Consider the following 16,488-nt stretch of genomic DNA (forward strand, 5'->3'; position numbering starts at 1 on the left):
AGAGGCCGGGGCTTTTTTGTTCGGCGTTGCCGCCGGATGGCTTAAAACTTCATGCCCGCCCCGATGCCGTAACGGCGCGGTTCGAGGGTGAAGATATTGGTGAACAGCCCCGATGATTGATCGGTCAGATAAAGGCCGGTCGTCGCATTGTTGTCGAAGATGTTCTGAACAAAGCCGCGTACATACCAGCGGTCGTCGCGCCCGTTGAGCTGGAGTTGGGCATTGGCTTGGGCATAGCCCTTCACTTTGTTTACCCGCCCGTTGAAGATATTGCCATAGCTGTCGCCGGTATAGGTGAGATCGAGGCGCGGGACGAGTGACATGCCGCTGGGGAAGTTGACGGTATGCTGGACGCCGGCCGAGAATTTGAAATTCGGCGCCTGCGGCAGCGAATTGCCCTTGATGCTGATCGGCACGCCGCCGCTGTACACGGTGATCGCACCGCCCGTGGCCTTTGCGGCATTCAGAAGGCTGGCTCCGGTCGGATCCGATTCGCTTCCGCAGATGCTGTAAGCACCCGACGCCGCGCCGAGATTAGCGTCGGAAGGGAAATCTTCCGGCGGGCGTAGGCCGTTGGTGCGATCGAGCCCCTTCGCCGCATTGACGGCGTCATTGAAGCCCGTGACAAAGGCGTTGGCGGTCGTTTGGCCGCCCACATTCGCCACGACCGCGCAGTTGAATGCCTGGGTGATGTCCTTGATGATGACCGAATCGGGCAAGCCGCCGGACGGGTCGCGCTGGTTCACGAACAATTTGTCGTCGGTGACCTTCGTCTTCAGATAGCTGAAGCCCAGGTTGATCAGCCAGTCGGGGTTGGGGCGCACCATGGCTTCGGCCTCGAAACCATAGATGTCGGCGTCGACATTGTCGTTGACCGAGGTGCGCGCGACGATGCGGCTCAATTGCAGGCCTTTGTATTTGTAATAGAAGCCGGTGAGATTGAGTTGTAGTACGCCGTCGCCGAACGTGTTCTTCGAGCCGATCTCGAAAGCATTGATGATTTCCGGCGCAAAGGTTTCGGTCACCCCCGCGACATTGAATTGCAGCGCCGGGTTGATCCCGCCCGATTTGTAACCGCGCGAATAGGACGCGTAGAGGAGGTTGTCCGGGGTGACCTTGAAGTCGATCACCGCGCGGCCCGTCACTTCGTCGAACTTTTGGGTCCGGTCGCGAATCCGCTGAGCGCCCGGCAGGCCGGTGACGCCGGCGTCCGCGTCATAGCCCGCGGAATAGGGCGAGTTGAAGATGTCTCCGGTAGTCCCGTAAGGAACGAGGAACGACGCCAGTGTCGAGTTGGAAAGGTCACGTTTCTTGTCGTTGTTGTAGCGCAGGCCGACGGTGAATTTCAGCCGGTCGCTCGCCTCGAAATACGCCTCGCCGAACAGGCCGTAGGAATTGAGCGTCAGGCTTTCGTTGTGATTCTTGAAATAGGGTGATCCCAGATAGGACGGATCCAGCCCGTTGGCGAAAGCCGAAAAGGTCCCGAACAGATGAGGTGGTCCCGCCTATTTGGACAGTTTGGCGGCTAAGTTAAGCTAATCCCGGTTGTCGTTCATGCCGCCTGTTTGATCATCAGATCATGGGGGGCATGCCCCCCATGATCTGATTGCCCGATCCGCCGATAGGCCTCTGCCGGGGTCCTCCCGGCAAGGCCCGAGTGTGGACGCTGGGTGTTGTAATAGGTGATCCACCGGCCAAGACCAGCCCGCAACTCGGAGCCGGTCTCGAAGGCGTGCAGATACACGCATTCGTATTTCAGGGAACGCCAGAGGCGCTCGATGAAGACATTGTCCATCCACCGCCCCCGGCCATCCATGCTGATGCGGACCTCTGCGTCGCGCAGCACGCTGGTGAAGGCAAAGCTGGTGAACTGGCTACCCTGATCGGTATTGAAGATCTCGGGGCTGCCGAAGCGCGTCAGCGCTTCCTCCAATGCCGTGACGCAGAAGCCCGCGTCCATGGTGTTCGACAGTCGCCACGCCAGTACCTTTCGGGTGGCCCAGTCCATGATCGCGACCAGGTAAAGGAAGCCCCGGCGCATCGGGATATAGGTCACGTCAGCGCACCACACATGGTTGGGCCGCTCGATCGTCAGCTTGCGCAGCAGATACGGATAAACCCGGTGCTGCGGGTGCGGATCGCTCGTGCGCGGCCGCTGATAAATGGGCGATAGCCCCATCTTCGCCATCAGCCGCCGCACCCGTCGTCGCCCAACGTCATGACCATTACGGCGCAGATGCCGGACCATCTGCCGACTGCCGTACCACGGCATGTCGAGGAACGCCGCGTCGATCACCCGCATCAGCGCCAACGTCTCCTCGGTCTCCGGCACTGGCGCGTAATAGTAGCTCGACCGGCTGATCGACAGCAGTCGGCATTGCGCCGCGATCGACAGGCGACGGTGAGCAGCCTCGATCATCGATCGCCTCCGTGCCACGCTCATCGACCGGAGGCTTTCGCTAAAAAATCCCGCTCGACCAGCAACTGCCCGATCTTCGCATGCAGCTTGTCCACTTCGGCCTCGCTGGCCGCCCTGGCCGCTTCACCTGCGCCGGAAAATGTGCCTGCCATCCCCGCAATCGCCTGCCGCTTCCACGACGCAATCATCGTGTGGTGAACGCCATGCTTGGCTGCCAGCTCCGCCAGCGTCAGATCGCCCCGGATCGCTTCAAGCGCAACCTTCGCCTTGAAATCCGCGCTGTACCGCTTCCTCGTCGTCTTCATTCCCGTACCATTCCTTCAGGTCGGGACTAGCTTAACACCCTGTCCAGAAAACCGGCACCACCTCAAGACTCGCAAAATAGTCGATCGAGAAAGCGTTGACGTAATAGTCGACGTTGGTCGATTTCGACTTGGCATAGATGCCGCCGAGCAGGAAGTTAAACGGTCCATCGAAATCGCTGCTGATGATCGCTTCGCCCGACCAGCTTTCGGTCTTGCCGACCGAGCGGTCGAACGCCAATGCGTTGTCGCCGCACACCGCATCGCCGCCGAACACGCCCAAGCCGTTTGGATTGGTGTTCGACGTGCACAGCTTGCCCGTCGGGCCATCGGGAATCAGCGCGGCCGCAATCGGTGCGAAATAAGCTGCCGATCCCGGCGCGAAAGCCGGGAGCGGTGCCGGCAGGCCAGTCGGAATACCGTTGGCGGCGAGGAAAGCCAACGCGTTGAGGCCCGGCTGGATCGTCGCGCGATTGGCAACGTCGAGGTTGTAATCCTGCCGCGAATCGACGCGGGTGCGTTGATAGATGCCCGTGAGGCCTAGCCTGATCGCGCCGAAGTTATGCTCAAAATGCGCCTGTGCCTGAATCTCGTCGGTGAAATATTCCGGCGTAAAGTCCGTATTGACAGTGCGGACATCGGCGGGTTCGATCGCGCCGGCATTGGCGTCAGGGCCATAGAGGCTGCCGGTGCCGAGACCGAGCAGGGGCGAAATGCCGTTGAGTGCAAACACTTCGCGCGATCCTAGCACGCTTGGGAAGGTCGAGTTGCCGTTCACCTTTTCAGCGTCGCGACGGTTGTTCAGGCAGCCGAGGATACCGGTCGGGTCGCGCTGGCAAAATTGCTTCTGGATGCGCAGACGGTCATCCTTTTCGCGGAAATAATAGCCCATCAGGTCGAGCGTGGTGTCCGGGCTGGGTTCCCAGCGTATCGAACCGCGAACCGCATACATGTCGCGCCCGTCGATGCGGCTGTCGTCGAACAGATTCTTCGTATAGCCGTCGCGCTTCAGGTAAAAGCCCGCCGCTCGGAGGGCGAGCGTGTCGCCGAGCGGGATGTTGACCATCCCCTTGACCTTCCACGCATCGAAATTGCCGTATTCGCCGTCTGCGCTTGCCTGGAACTGGCCGACCTTCGGCTTGGCGGTGACGAAGTTGACCACGCCCGAGGTCGCGTTGCGGCCGAACAGCGTGCCCTGCGGCCCGCGCAGCACCTCGACGCGTTCGAGGTCGAAATATTCGGTCTCGAAGATACGCGTCTGGAACAGCGGCGAACCGTTGACGTGGATCGCGGTCGCGCTGTCGCAACTCGACCCGACGCAAAGGTCGCCGATACCGCGGATTGTGAAGCTCGACCCGGTGAAATTGCCCTTTGAGAAGGTGACGTTGGGAAGGGTCAACTGGAGGTCGGACGCATTGTCGATCTGCTGCTTTTCCAGCGCTTCCGACGAGAAGGCGCTGACCGCGATCGGCACGTCCTGCAGGCGTTCGGACTGGCGCTGCGCGGTGACGACGATCTCGCCGCCGAACGCGTCGGTCGTGGAACCGCTCTGCGCATAGGCCGGTGTCGCCACCGTCATGGCCAGGATGGACGTTCCGATCAGTGCGTTGAACTTCATTTATATCCTCCCATTTTCGATCCCGCGGTTGCGGGTCGCCCAAATCTGATTTGTGGTTGGGGAAGGGACGCCGATCAGGCATGCGAACGGGCACCGGACCCGTCCGATCCGACGCCAGAGCAGTTGCTGCTCGCCAGCGATGCTGGTCATCGTCCTCTCCCACCGGCGTCGGGGAAAACGCCGGCCTCTCCGGATTACGGTCCGCTCAAGCGAACTCTGTAATGGTCCAAAGGTGCGCTTAGTTGACGAAAGCGTCAAGCCACTTGTGCGGGAGAAAAAATCGCGGGAAAGCGCGCTCCTCGGCCGCTTCCGAAAAGCCACGATTCCCCAACGTAAACTTGTCCCGGGGTGGGAATTTCTTCGCGCCATGGGCTTGCGCAAAGCCATTTGGGGGGCGACATGTGCGACATGATAGCAACAGTGAAAGAGGGGCGATGACCGAGGTGGAACTGGGGCCGGACGGCAAGATTCTCGTGCCCGGTCCCGTGCAGGACGCGATCCGCACGCTGATCGAATGGGCGGGCGACGACCCGTCGCGCGAGGGTTTGCTCGACACGCCGAAGCGCGTCGCGCGGGCGTGGAAGGAATATTGCCAGGGCTATGCCGAGGACCCGGGCCTCCACCTGTCGCGCACCTTCGAGGAGGTCGGCGGCTATGACGAGATCGTGCTGCTGCGCGACATTCCGTTCCAATCGCACTGCGAGCATCATATGGCGCCGATCACCGGCAAGGCGTCGATCGCCTATCTGCCGAAGGATCGCGTCGTCGGCATCTCGAAACTGGCGCGCGTCCTGAACGGCTATGCCCGCCGGCTTCAGGTGCAGGAGCGGCTGACGGCCGAGGTCGCGCGGTGCATCTGGGACCATCTCCAGCCGCACGGCGTCGCGGTGGTCATCGATGCGCAGCACGGCTGCATGACCGGCCGCGGCGTGCGCACGCCGGGCGTGGGCATGGTGACGAGCCGCCTGCTCGGCTGCTTCCTCGACGACGAACGCAGCCGCAAGGAAGTACTGAGCCTGATGGGGTATTGATCGAAACGTCGCCCCAGCTTTCGCGGGCACACCCATGTTATAACTTCTTGAAGATCACAGTTTGACGTCATTTGCCCAAGCTGCAAGCCTGTCGCCGCCATTGCCAGTCGGCATTTCAAAATCCTATGAGTTGCCAATAGCAAAATAACACGGCAGCTACCGCACCCAGTCAGAGTTTCCTGCGCACTGATAACGGAACGTTTGGATTGCCCGACGCGATGTCGAGCTCAGATGAAAAGTGCTTGTGCGGGAAATTAATGTTTGGAACGATCCTCATGGATATAACCTCGACGTCAAAATCGATGCCATCGCCGAGTGGGGTTCCTGGCACACTTGCTGAATCTCTCGGCGCTCGAATCGAAAGGCTGCGTACCAGGGCGGGGTTTACGCAAGGTCAGATTGCTTCAGCCCTTGGTGTAAGTGTTCCAGCTATCTGCAATTGGGAGGCGGGGCGTTCGCGCCCAAAGGCAGATCGCCAGCAAGCTCTTGCCGACTTCCTAGGTGTTTCTATGCAGGAATTGCTCGGAATACGCGGTCCTGAGGGAATACAGACTGTCGTGGATGCCTGCAGATTGAAAATTGCTGCCGCCGCTGGTGTCCGTCCAGAACAGATACGTATCAGCGTCGACCTTTGAGATATTGGAATCTGCTCTTCCGAAAACCTCTATCGCTTCATCTGTCCGTCCTTCCTACAAGGCCGGACTCTAATCCTGGCTGGTGGAAACCAGGGGTCACGTCACGACCTATAGAGTTGCGGGCAGCTAGCAGACCCTTAGCCGAACGCTCCGGGATCGGGGCGACATGAGTGGACCGATAAGTTTATATTGAAGCGCATCGGCATCAGAAATGCTCTCCGCCGTACCCGGGCGTCAGCCATCGTGCAGCTTCTCCGGCCTACTTCCTATGATTCTAGCAAAAATTCCTCGGCAAACTGGAAATTTCTCCATCGAGACTCGGGTAACAGCTCAGTCAATCCTAAACTTTGTTAGTTAACGCTAGGGTTTGATGAAGGTTAACCGCCGCTAACGTAGCAAAAAGTCGCGGAAGGGGAGTTTATAATTATATTTTAAGGCGTTAGCCTGAAATTGGGCAGCGGATTTCGACGGCGCCCCTTCTCGATCTGGTTCATCCCGGGACAATTTTAAGTGTGCCGGCGGCGCGGCCGGGGATTTGGGACTCGACTAAATGATAACAAGTTTTTAACCCCTCCCTCGTCGAGCGAATCAATCTGGTTGGCTCGGCAGGGGGTCGCACATCGCAGAAGCATTTTTGTTTCATGTATGGTGTTGAACAAGGGGTGGGGAGTTTCGAGAAAAGATTCCGCTATTTTGTAGTGGCTGTTAAAGCGTCTCTAATTGGATGCTTTAAATCTCGTAAGTTCACTCCGTATTTATACGGACTATTTGCTATGCTTTGCATTGATAGGCGCCCGACAAATGCCATTCTCCGGATGGCGTTGGCCTCTTCACTGATGATTTCAAATGGAACCGTTGCATTTGCGCACGCTCGCGATGACGCGAGCCAAAGTTTGGAACTTAAGATATTTGGCAAGGTGAGCCCTAAGTGCGAGCTAAGTTTTTCCGATGATGAAGCGGACGTGGTGCTCACCGAGCAGGCCGGCACAACGACATTGCCTTTCGCGGTAGATTGCAACCAGCGGATGAATGTTCAGATGCGTTCGCTGAACGGCGGTCTCCAGCATGTCGAAGTAGGCCGCGAACCCCGGTTCAACGGATTTGCGAATTTTGTGCCTTACACGGCAACTTTCAGGATCGACGTCGAAGGCGCGAGGGAAGTTTCGGCTGAAAGCCGCGAGATGACTTCATCGGCCCGTGGCAACGTCGGTCGGATCCCATTTCAATCGAAGGGCGAATTGAATTTTGCCTGGGCTGCTACGCCGCCCCTCCTAGGAGGCCAATATCGCGACGTAATCGAGATCCGCGTTAGCGGATATTGATTGACGTCAACCGAAATCTTCGGCTCGAAACCCGAGCGGAAGGTAGAATGCGGCATCTATTGCCGTTGGGGAAGCGGGAGAAATCCCGAAATGAAGGAAGAAACGACATGATGAAGCGTATTCTCATTGCAACCGCCATGGTCGCCGCCGCCACTCCGGCGATGGCTGCTGAAACCACGACCGTCAACGGTGCGACCGTCGCGTTCTCGGGCAACCGCGCGACTGTCTGCGAAGTTCGTGATTATGAAAACACCGTTCAGTTCGGCGCGCTCGGCGAATTCGGTGCCGCTACGCCGGTGACCGACACTGCGTCGATCTATTGCAACGTGAAGTTCAATGCGTCGATCGCCTCGCAGAACGGCTATCTGCGTCTCGTGACGAATGATGCCGGCGCCACCCCGATCTCGCAGTCGAACACGACCGCAACGTCGTATCAGCAGTTCGCGTCGGCTCTTGATTATGGCGTCGCCGTTCAGGGTCTCGGCAGTGCCAACACGACTGCCATTGGTGCGTCGTCGCAGGTTGGCCTGGGTTCGAACCTGCCTCCGATCAGCGCTTCGGCTCAGCTGACCTACTCGACCGTCACCAGCGCGAAGCCGCTGCTCGGCGGTAACTATGCTGACTCGGTTACGCTGACGCTGACGCCGGTCGCATTCTAATCGTTTAAAACGATACGAGTTTCAGGCCGGGGGCATCGTTGCTCCCGGCCTGTTCCGCTGTTAAGGTGACGTTCCCGGGGGGGAAATATGAAAAGCTGGTTACGCTCGACGCTGCTTGGTGTGGCCCTGATCTTGCATCCCGTGCAGTCGGCGAATGCTCAGTCCCTCGCTGTGGAGCCGCTGTTTATCGAAACTCAACCGGGGCAGAGCGCGGCAGTTCGCGTTCGGAATAGCTCATCGGTACGGCAGACCGTCGAAGTGTCGATCACTGAGCGTGTTGCAAACGAAGCCGGTGAAGTCATCCGAGTCCCCGCTGATGACGACTTCATCTTATTTCCCCCGCAGGGCGTCATTGAAGCCAATGGGGTCCAGGTATTTCGCGCGCAGTCGATAAATCCAGCAATCGACCGTTCCAAATCATATTATATCACCGTTCGCCAGTTGCCCGTGGATCTTACTATGGAGCCCGGCTCTAACGGAGCGCAACTCCAGGTCGTCTTTGCCTTCGACGTTGCGATGCACACCGTCCCGCGTGGAGCAGAATCAAATGCCGTAATCGCGTCCGCGGCGCCCGCAACGGCCAGTATGTCGGCGGTCGCGATCGACGATCCTGCCCGTTCGCCAGATCCAGCCGTCAGAGCCAAGGAGCCGCGGATTGAAGTTCCGGGAGTCGAAATCCTTCTTAGGAACGATGGGAATAAGTATATTTATCTGCATCATCTTGAATATCTGGTAAGCGGCACGACCGCACAGGGAGAAAAGGTCGACTTGCCGATTCTGAGCGAGGACGAAATACTGGAAGCGGTTTCAATGCCGCTGGTTCTTCCTGGAACCGGACGCAAATTTATCCTGCCGTTCCGCAATGGTCCCGCCCTCGCATCTGCGACTGTTCGCGTCCGCACACGCGCAGGATATTAAGAGCAAACAATGGCCGGCATTTCGAGCCTCGCCCATGCGCTGGAGCCAATTCTTCTGCTTGCCGCGTCTCAGCCAGCGGAGCCGGCAACCAATACCATAGATCAAACGATGGCCGAGCCAGTTCGGCCCCCCGCCTCGTCGATTACTATCAGCCTCCCCGTGACTTTGGATGGACGCTATATCGGCGATATCCAGATGGATTTTGCGGGCGAGTCAGTGACTTTCCCTGCGGAGCGCTTCGTGCAGCTCATCCAAGCCGACGTGACTGCCGCGACGACTACCTTAATCGCGCAAGGCTCCTCCGCCGGGATTTTAACGCCGCAGGCGGCATCAGTCGGCGGACTACAAGTTCGATATGACTCTGGATTACAAGAACTTCAGGTCATCACGCTCCTCGAAGCACGAAATCGCCGTATTCTCAATGTCAGCCCGGGCGAAGGCGCAGACACCAGCCCCGTCGAAGTGCCCGAGGCCGTTTCGCTTTTTCTGAATGGCGCGATTTCCTACAGCCACATCGTAGAAGGGCGCCGCGGGAGCAACCGAGGCCGTCAGCCGCTTACGGGATCCCTCGAATTCGGCGGTCGGCTGTTCGGGAATGCGGGTGTCGCGTTCATTACGCGCCAAGTCTATGATGAGGCGGCGGCACATCCGTTTCGTCGCATCGAATCGCAACTTATTTACGACGACGTGACGCGGCTCATTAGAATCACCGCAGGTGATCTTCGCAATCGCGGAACGAATCTCCAAGCCTTGCCGCGTATGGCAGGTCTTTCAGTCGAACGGTTTTACGGGCTGGAACCGACACGTGTGTTTCGCCCGATCGGGCAGACGACGTTCGATCTCGAGCGCCCGTCGACTGTTCAAGTGCGCGTCAACGGTCTTGTTTTCCAAGAACTCTATCTCAACAGCGGTCGATATGATCTCCGGGATCTTCCCCTCAACCAGGGGTCGAACGCGATCGAACTCGTAATTCGCGATGACACAGGTCGCGAGCAAATCATTTCACAGAATAATTTCTTCGATTTCGATTTGCTGGCTACGGGCGAGACGGACTTTTCAGCAGCCGCCGGGGTCCGCTCCGATGCACCTGACGGGGTTATTCGCTACTCCAATGACTGGATATTCAGCGGCTTCGCTCGGCATGGATTTTCGGACACATTTACGGCAGGATTGGACGCTCAAGGCGACAAGGAAGGGGTCGCCATCGGCGCGTCAGCAATCTGGGCCTCTCCTATCGGGACGTGGCGCCTGCAGGCTAGCGGGAGTGAGCGTAAAGAGATCGGCTTCGGGTATGCGGCGGGTGCGGGTTATTCCAGCACCGGCTATTTTGGCAAGGACTGGCGGTGGTCGCTGCGCGCGGACGCCCAATATGTCGACGACAAGTTCGCGACCATCGGCGACATTGCGCTGTTGAATGGAAATACGATCGACCGGGCGGCGCGGACCCGCATATCGGCGAACGCTCAAATCAATAGCTCACGTTTGTCATTCAATTTATCGGGCGATTACGAAAAGATTCAAGGCGAGGGTACGCGCACGACAGCACTTGCCGGGGTGAACTATACAGTCAATTCGACCTTGGCAGTGGGCGTGTTCGGGCGTCATGTGAAGGCGCCGGGACAATCGAACACCGGGTTTTTCTTCCAACTCAACTGGACGCCGGGCAGAAATCGCCTCGTTCGTGCGACCTATGACACGGCGCGCCGCGAAGTCGATTTGAATTATCGATATTCGCCGCAGCCATATGTTGGCACGACAGGTTACGAGATTGGTCTGCGCCGCAGCGGCGAAATCGATACCGCCGAACTAAGCGGCCGGGTGGCACATATATCCAATCGATTCGAAGCGACTGCCCAGCATAGTGTATTGTCGACCGCCAATTTCGATGGCGATGAACGTATTCAGATTAGCCGCGCAACGGTGGCATCGAGCCTCGTTCTAGCCGGAGGCAAGGTGTCCTTGTCACGTCCTGTGCGAGAGGCTTTTGCGATTGTTTCGCGGCATCCCACTCTGGCGAAAAACCAGATACTGATTGATCGAACAGAAAATGGCGTGCGGGCGCAAAGCGACGGTTTTGGCCCGGCGGTCGTTCCCGATTTGCCGACTTACATCCGGACTTCAACCTATGTGGACGTCGAGAATCTTCCTCCTGGCTACGATTTGGGGTCGGGCCAATTCGGCTTTAAGGCACCGCTATATGCAGGGTATTCCGTGGAAGCGGGCTCGGCCGCTTCGGTCTCGATGATCGGTTCAGTCGTTAACAAGGCAGGTGAACCTCTGAGCTTTATCGCCGGACAAATGCAGCGCAAAGATCGACCGGCCGATGAACCGATCCCTGTGTTCACCAATCGTGCGGGACGTCTCGTGGGTATTGGCTTAACGCCGGGAGTTTACGTGCTAACACTTCGGACAGATCCGCAATACCAACAGGATATCACGATCGACGGAAACGGGAGCACCCTCGTTAACATCGGTGAGATAAGGGTAGATCAACGATGACCTCATTTCGCATTTTGGCTGTATTCGCCGCCGGATATGCCGCTGTTGCTCCTGCATTCGCCGCGCCTGATCGCTCGTCATGCGAAGTCGAAATTCAAGAACTCGGCGAGGCGAAAATCAACCGCTACAATGCGCTGGATGGTGGTGACTATCTTGAGCCGATCCGGCTTCGGATCCGCAATAAGGGCGACGAACTTTGCGCCGGGGTTGTGAAGATCTCTCGAATTACGGGCTCACCGGAATTAACCGGGCCCCACGGCGGAAAATTGACCTATACTATTGTCGCGCAGAACGATCTTGGAAATGTCGTGTACGATCCGAAAACTAACAATGGGAACCTGATTCCAGTTTCGATTCCCGGTCGATCGACCATTGAAATCAGTCCCCGCCTTTTCGTGAGCGGATCGCAGCCCGGTCGTGCCGGTCGTTACGCGGCGACACTTGAAGCCGGCTTCATTCCGGCAGGTAACAATGCGATGGCCGACGCCGCTCGGTTCAATGTGTCCGCCCAAGTCACCCCTAGCGTGCAGGCAAATTTCATTGGCTCGACCAATCCGCGCCACGCACGATTAGATCTTGGCGAACTCGTTCCCAACAAACAGGGATCAATTAGCCTGCAAATTCGGGCGAGCAGTGATTACCAAATATCGTTTCAGTCAGAAAACAAGGGCGTTTTAGAAGGTCCGGCAGATTCATCGATCCCATATTCGATGACCTATGCGGGAAGGCTTATCGACCTATCACGAACGGACGAGCAGCAGTTCAACCCCGCCGACCCTGTTCGCCCGCAAACAAACCTCATCAATGTCGTTGTCGGGCAGTTCAACAGTGCGCGCGCTGGAACTTATTCTGATCAGGTAACAATCACTATTTCGGCGCTTTGAGACGGTCAAAAGCCTACCGGCGTTATTTCGATCACCACGCTACTTGCGAATTTTTCCGCGTCGTCTTCATCTCCGTTCGCTAACCAGAGATTCGATGCGGCGATGGTCGGCTTGCCATTCGGTTCGATTAGCGTCGATCCTGAGCTGGCAGGGGCAGTGACGTTTCCGAATCCTAAGACCGCGTTGGCGGAAAGTGGCTGATGGCTGAAACGCATCTGATACCGCGTATTGCAGTATTGCCGGATCGTTCCGAGCGTAGAAATGCCTCCAACTTCGCCCAAAGAGGGAGTGAACGACATTTCGCACCGAATCGGAACGAAAGCGGACAGCAAAATACGCGCATCCGAGGCTTGTGCCGGAGCGGCCGCGACGCAAACCGCGGTCGCTGACAAAATCATACGGCTAATATGCATCGAAGACACCTTTCAGGCATGCTTCTAGGGTGCAGAGGTTAAAGATCTGCTAAATGAAGATTAGTTGTTTGGTGCCTGCTCTTATGGCTCGACTGTCGTGGAGCGCGAGCATTCACGAAGTCAAAGATCTGAGTGTCCGATCCTGATCGTGCACCGCACCTTCGTTTTCGTAACAAGAGCCGACTTTTCACAGGCAGAAATTTTCTCCAGATTGTCGCGACGCATCTCGGCAGCCGCGGCAATTGCCGCGTAAGTTTCCGGACTCCCGGCGCGCATCAGCCTCACGCCGCCCTCCCAAACGTTCGGCGCACCGACGATATGCGCTGCCATCTTCTCGGGCATGTGCCAGCTCTGAGGTAACGACCGGGCAATAGCACCTGGCAGGATCGACCACAGCAGACAACCACCAAGGATGCCGCCGCCGACCGCCCAGAGGAGATGACGACGTTGCTCGTCGATCGTCCGCATCGTCGAGACGATCCCACGCAGCTCATAGGCTCCTTTGTCAAAGCGCTCCTGTGCCTGGCCCAACTGCCATTCGTCGCTTTCGCGCGCCTGCCGGGCGGCGCGATCGATTCGCCGCGCCATATCTTCGGGTGTCAGCTCCATCGCGGGCTTGTCAGCGATCATGTTCAGCGCTCGCTCGGCCGAACCGAGACGCTTCACCATCTCGCCCAGCGTGTCGCTGTAATCCGGGATGCGGATTTCTGCTTTCTCGGCTGCAAGCTGCTGAACCGCGCGGCGCACGAGCGCGACCTCGCCTTCCAGCCGCGCGAACGCGTCTGCCGCGGTGTCCTCGATTTCGATGTCGTCTTCGTCCATTTTGCTTTCTCCTACATGCCGATGCCAAGTCCGCGCGTTCGCCCGCGACCGAGTCCTGCGATCTCGGCGAGGTCCTGCCCGATGGGCCGGATCGACCTTGCATCGATGCCGAGCGCCGACTTGCGGGTGCGCAGGATCGATTCGACCTGGGCGTCGCGTTCGAGGCTCTTCGCCATCGCTCCCATCTCGCCGGCGAGACGGCCCGCCGCGCGCTGCTCGCCGCGCGACAGCGCGCGGCTGCGCTGCTGCTGGAGCGCCTGCCAGTCACCCACGAACCGGTCGGCCCGCTTCGCGGGATCGATACGAATCTCGGTCTCTCGGTGCATGGCGCGCACTGCCGGCTCGGCATTCCCCTGCGCGGCCTGCTGCACGAGCTCGGGTTCGCGCGCGAACGCCGACGCCAGATCGGCGCGCGTGTGTGCGCCGGTGGCGGCAAGCGCGTCGCCCGCCCGCGCAAGCGCATCCTGCTGGTGGCGCAGCACCGGCAGATCCTTCGCGCGCATCCGCTCGATGTCGGCGAGCGCGCGCGCGTAGCGCTCGACCGCGCGCCGTGTGTCGTTCGTTCGCGACGCTTCAAGCGGCTCGACGCTCGCTCGCTTCGCGGTAGGCTTGAACCCGGCAAAGACGCTCCGCGCTCTCGCGGGGACCTGTCGGGCGACGTCGCTTGCACGCGACAGCGCGTCGCGGGCGTGGTCGCGGAAGCCGATTCCGCGTCGCTCGGCATAGGAGCGCACCGGATCGGCCTTGGCATAATCCTGCGCCATATCCTTCGCCCGCTCGCGAGAGAGCGTGCGCACAAGCTTGCTCTGGTCCTTGAAGTCGTCGCGGCCATAATGAAGGTCGACGCCGGTCCGGTGACGCGACAGCGCGACATAGGCGCTATGGCCGTCCATGCCGGGGGTCGCGAGCAAATGGGCGCGGTCTACCGTCATGCCCTGCGCCTTGTGGATCGTCGCCGCATAGCCATGATCGACATTGGCATAGTCTTTGAGGTCGAATGCGACCGAACGTCCGTCGTCGGTGCGCACGGTCAGGGCGGCGCTCCCGGCGTGCTCGACCGTTCCGAGCGTGCCATTCTTCACTTCGAGGCTGCGCTCGTTGCGTAGGAAGATGATGCGGTCCCCGACGGCGAACGCACGCTCGCCGCGCTCGGCCTTGACCGCGACGTCCTCGCTAAGATCACCCGCCGCGCGCATCCGATCGCGCGCCGCCTCGTTGAGCGCACGCACTTCGTCGTTGGTGTGAGTGAGAATGATCCGCGTATCGCCAGGACGCGCCTGCCGATCGCTATCCCAGCGCTCGATCAGGTCGTCCCGCGCCGCCGCGCGCGTGTCGGCGGCATGCACCATGTCTCGGTCGGCGTAGGCATGGATGGCGTCGCCGGCGCGCCCGGTGGCAAGTTCGCGCGTCGCCTGCTGCTGCCAGCTTTCTTGCTGGCGCCGCACCTCGGTGATCTCGGCAGCGCCATGGCGTTCATGGATCGCACGGAACGCCGCGCCCGCCTCGATCGCCTGCAACTGCTGCGGATCGCCGACCAGCACGACCTTCGTACCCGCGTCGGCAGCATAGGAAAGCACACGCTCCATCTGGCGCGTACCGACCATGCCCGCCTCATCGATGACAAGCACGTCGCGCGAGGTGAGCAGGTCGCGCCCCTGCGACCAACCATGCTCCAAGCTCGCGATCGTGCGCGAGCCGATGCCTGAGCCATTCTCGAGGCCTTCGGCGGCTATCCCCGACAGGGCCGCGCCGCGGACATTGAGCCCGGCGCTTTCCCACGCCTCGCGCGCGACACCCAGCAGCGCGCTCTTGCCCGTCCCCGCATAGCCGAGGACAATTGCCAGGCCTCGGTCTCGGGTTATATGCGCGAGCGCCGCCTGCTGTTCGCGACCGAGCACCAGGCCGGCAGTCCCGGCGGCATCCAGCCCTCCCTGGTGTGATGTCGCCGGGACGTTCGCATGATTGAGGGCCACCAGCTTGTCCGCCGCGCGCTGCAACCGCTGCTCGGTCTCGACCATTTCGCGCGACGTGAACCTATCCTCGCCCCGCCCATCCTTGCCAAGTTCGATCAGCTCGGGCGATGCTTTCACCGACTGCATCACGGCGTCGAACTGCTCGCGCCCGTCGCTGTGGCGATGCGCGAACATGGCGAGGTCGCGATTGGTGAAGGTCGCCCGTCCGTGCGTGATCGCGTCGAGCGCGATCGACGGATTAGCGATGATCCGCTCGCCATTGCGCGCGGCGATCTCGCGATGTTGTTCAATCCGTTCCGCTTCAAGGCCGCGGCCGTCCATGCGCGATGCGGCGCCGCCGATCTTGTCCTGCGGTTCGAGCGCGATGCCCTGCGCGTCGAGGCTGCGGTGATCGACGCGTGCATCGATATCGAGTTCGGCAAGCCGGGTGTTCACATGATCGGCCCAGCGTTCGCGCCAGCGTTCGACCTCGGCGGTCGCGTTCCACTCGCGGACCTTTGCGCCGAACGTCGCTTCTCCGTCCTCGCCGACGACGATCTCGCGCATCGTGAGCATGACGTGCGCGTGCGGCTTCGCCAGCCCGTCGGCGCCAATGTCCCAATGCACATTGAGGTCGGCGACCATGCCCCTATCGACGAACTCCGGTTGGACGAAGTCGCGCGCCAGCTCGACGCCTTGCTGTTGGTTCAGCTCGCGCGGGATCGCGAACTCGACCTCGCGCGCGAGCTGCGCGTCCTTGCGCTTCTCGAACGCCTCGACATCGTTCCAGAGGCGTTGGCGGTCATGCCATTCCTCGGGCGCACTCTCGGGCAGCAACACCTCCGAATGCACGACGCCCGACTTGTTGGCGAAGTCATGCGCGCGATCGAGTCGTTCGTCGTGCAATCGCTCGGCCGAACGGTAGGCCGCCGCAGCCACGGCGCTCCGTCCGGCAGCGCGGCTGATGACTTTGACCGAGAGATGGAAGATTGCCATTGCGGCCATCCATCTACA

At 59.8% G+C, this 16,488-nt stretch carries 13 protein-coding genes; 7 read left to right on the forward strand and 6 right to left on the reverse strand.

Annotation, left to right across the window (positions count from 1 at the left end; genetic code table 11):
* Positions 1–41: 41 nt before the first annotated feature.
* The 3 genes from SGRAN_RS07175 to SGRAN_RS07190 form a co-directional block, all read right to left on the reverse strand.
* Entirely contained in the window at positions 42–1,490 is a 1,449-nt protein-coding gene (locus tag SGRAN_RS07175) for a TonB-dependent receptor domain-containing protein (protein ID WP_311880709.1), read from the reverse strand.
* Between the two features lie 62 nt (positions 1,491–1,552).
* A protein-coding gene (locus SGRAN_RS07180) for an IS3 family transposase (RefSeq protein ID WP_148650813.1) occupies positions 1,553–2,724 on the reverse strand; the annotation gives its coding sequence in 2 pieces (ribosomal slippage) (positions 1,553–2,460 and positions 2,460–2,724; 1,173 coding nt in all).
* A 31-nt stretch (positions 2,725–2,755) separates the two neighbouring features.
* On the reverse strand, positions 2,756–4,339 hold the full coding sequence (locus SGRAN_RS07190; RefSeq protein WP_311880689.1) for a TonB-dependent receptor: 1,584 nt from the start codon (positions 4,337–4,339) through the stop codon (positions 2,756–2,758).
* 434 nt (positions 4,340–4,773) lie between these two features.
* Between SGRAN_RS07190 and folE the strand changes: the two genes are divergently transcribed.
* The 7 genes from folE to SGRAN_RS22135 all read left to right on the forward strand — a co-directional run bounded on the left by folE (position 4,774) and on the right by SGRAN_RS22135 (position 12,287).
* Positions 4,774–5,370, forward strand: a complete 597-nt coding sequence (folE, locus tag SGRAN_RS07195; RefSeq protein ID WP_067105618.1) for a GTP cyclohydrolase I FolE — start codon at positions 4,774–4,776, stop codon at positions 5,368–5,370.
* Positions 5,371–5,672: 302 nt separating this feature from the next.
* Entirely contained in the window at positions 5,673–6,005 is a 333-nt protein-coding gene (locus SGRAN_RS23230) for a helix-turn-helix domain-containing protein (RefSeq protein ID WP_404950434.1), read from the forward strand.
* 641 nt (positions 6,006–6,646) lie between these two features.
* On the forward strand, positions 6,647–7,327 hold the full coding sequence (locus SGRAN_RS07200; RefSeq protein WP_210434208.1) for a hypothetical protein: 681 nt from the start codon (positions 6,647–6,649) through the stop codon (positions 7,325–7,327).
* Positions 7,328–7,434: 107 nt separating this feature from the next.
* Positions 7,435–7,986 (forward strand): hypothetical protein, encoded by a 552-nt coding sequence (locus SGRAN_RS07205; RefSeq protein WP_067182065.1) that lies wholly within the window; start codon positions 7,435–7,437, stop codon positions 7,984–7,986.
* Between the two features lie 87 nt (positions 7,987–8,073).
* The gene (locus SGRAN_RS07210) at positions 8,074–8,904 is read left to right on the forward strand and encodes a fimbria/pilus periplasmic chaperone (RefSeq protein WP_082737125.1); all 831 of its coding nucleotides are present in this window, start codon (positions 8,074–8,076) and stop codon (positions 8,902–8,904) included.
* Between the two features lie 9 nt (positions 8,905–8,913).
* Complete coding sequence (locus SGRAN_RS07215) at positions 8,914–11,403, forward strand: fimbria/pilus outer membrane usher protein (RefSeq protein ID WP_067182070.1); 2,490 nt, start codon at positions 8,914–8,916, stop codon at positions 11,401–11,403.
* The gene (locus tag SGRAN_RS22135) at positions 11,400–12,287 is read left to right on the forward strand and encodes a hypothetical protein (protein ID WP_148650814.1); all 888 of its coding nucleotides are present in this window, start codon (positions 11,400–11,402) and stop codon (positions 12,285–12,287) included. Before SGRAN_RS07215 ends, SGRAN_RS22135 begins: the two co-directional genes overlap by 4 nt.
* 5 nt (positions 12,288–12,292) lie before the next feature.
* Here SGRAN_RS22135 and SGRAN_RS22140 read toward each other — a convergent pair whose 3' ends face one another.
* The 3 genes from SGRAN_RS22140 to traA all read right to left on the reverse strand — a co-directional run bounded on the left by SGRAN_RS22140 (position 12,293) and on the right by traA (position 16,470).
* Complete coding sequence (locus SGRAN_RS22140; RefSeq protein ID WP_172709628.1) at positions 12,293–12,700, reverse strand: hypothetical protein; 408 nt, start codon at positions 12,698–12,700, stop codon at positions 12,293–12,295.
* A gap of 120 nt (positions 12,701–12,820) precedes the next feature.
* A complete protein-coding gene (locus SGRAN_RS07220; protein ID WP_067182072.1) occupies positions 12,821–13,522 on the reverse strand; it encodes a DUF6118 family protein in 702 nt (233 codons plus the stop codon).
* A gap of 11 nt (positions 13,523–13,533) precedes the next feature.
* A complete protein-coding gene (gene traA, locus SGRAN_RS07225; protein WP_067182075.1) occupies positions 13,534–16,470 on the reverse strand; it encodes a Ti-type conjugative transfer relaxase TraA in 2,937 nt (978 codons plus the stop codon).
* Positions 16,471–16,488: the final 18 nt, after the last annotated feature.

The sequence above is a fragment of the Sphingopyxis granuli genome, assembly GCF_001559015.1.
Classification (GTDB): domain Bacteria; phylum Pseudomonadota; class Alphaproteobacteria; order Sphingomonadales; family Sphingomonadaceae; genus Sphingopyxis; species Sphingopyxis granuli.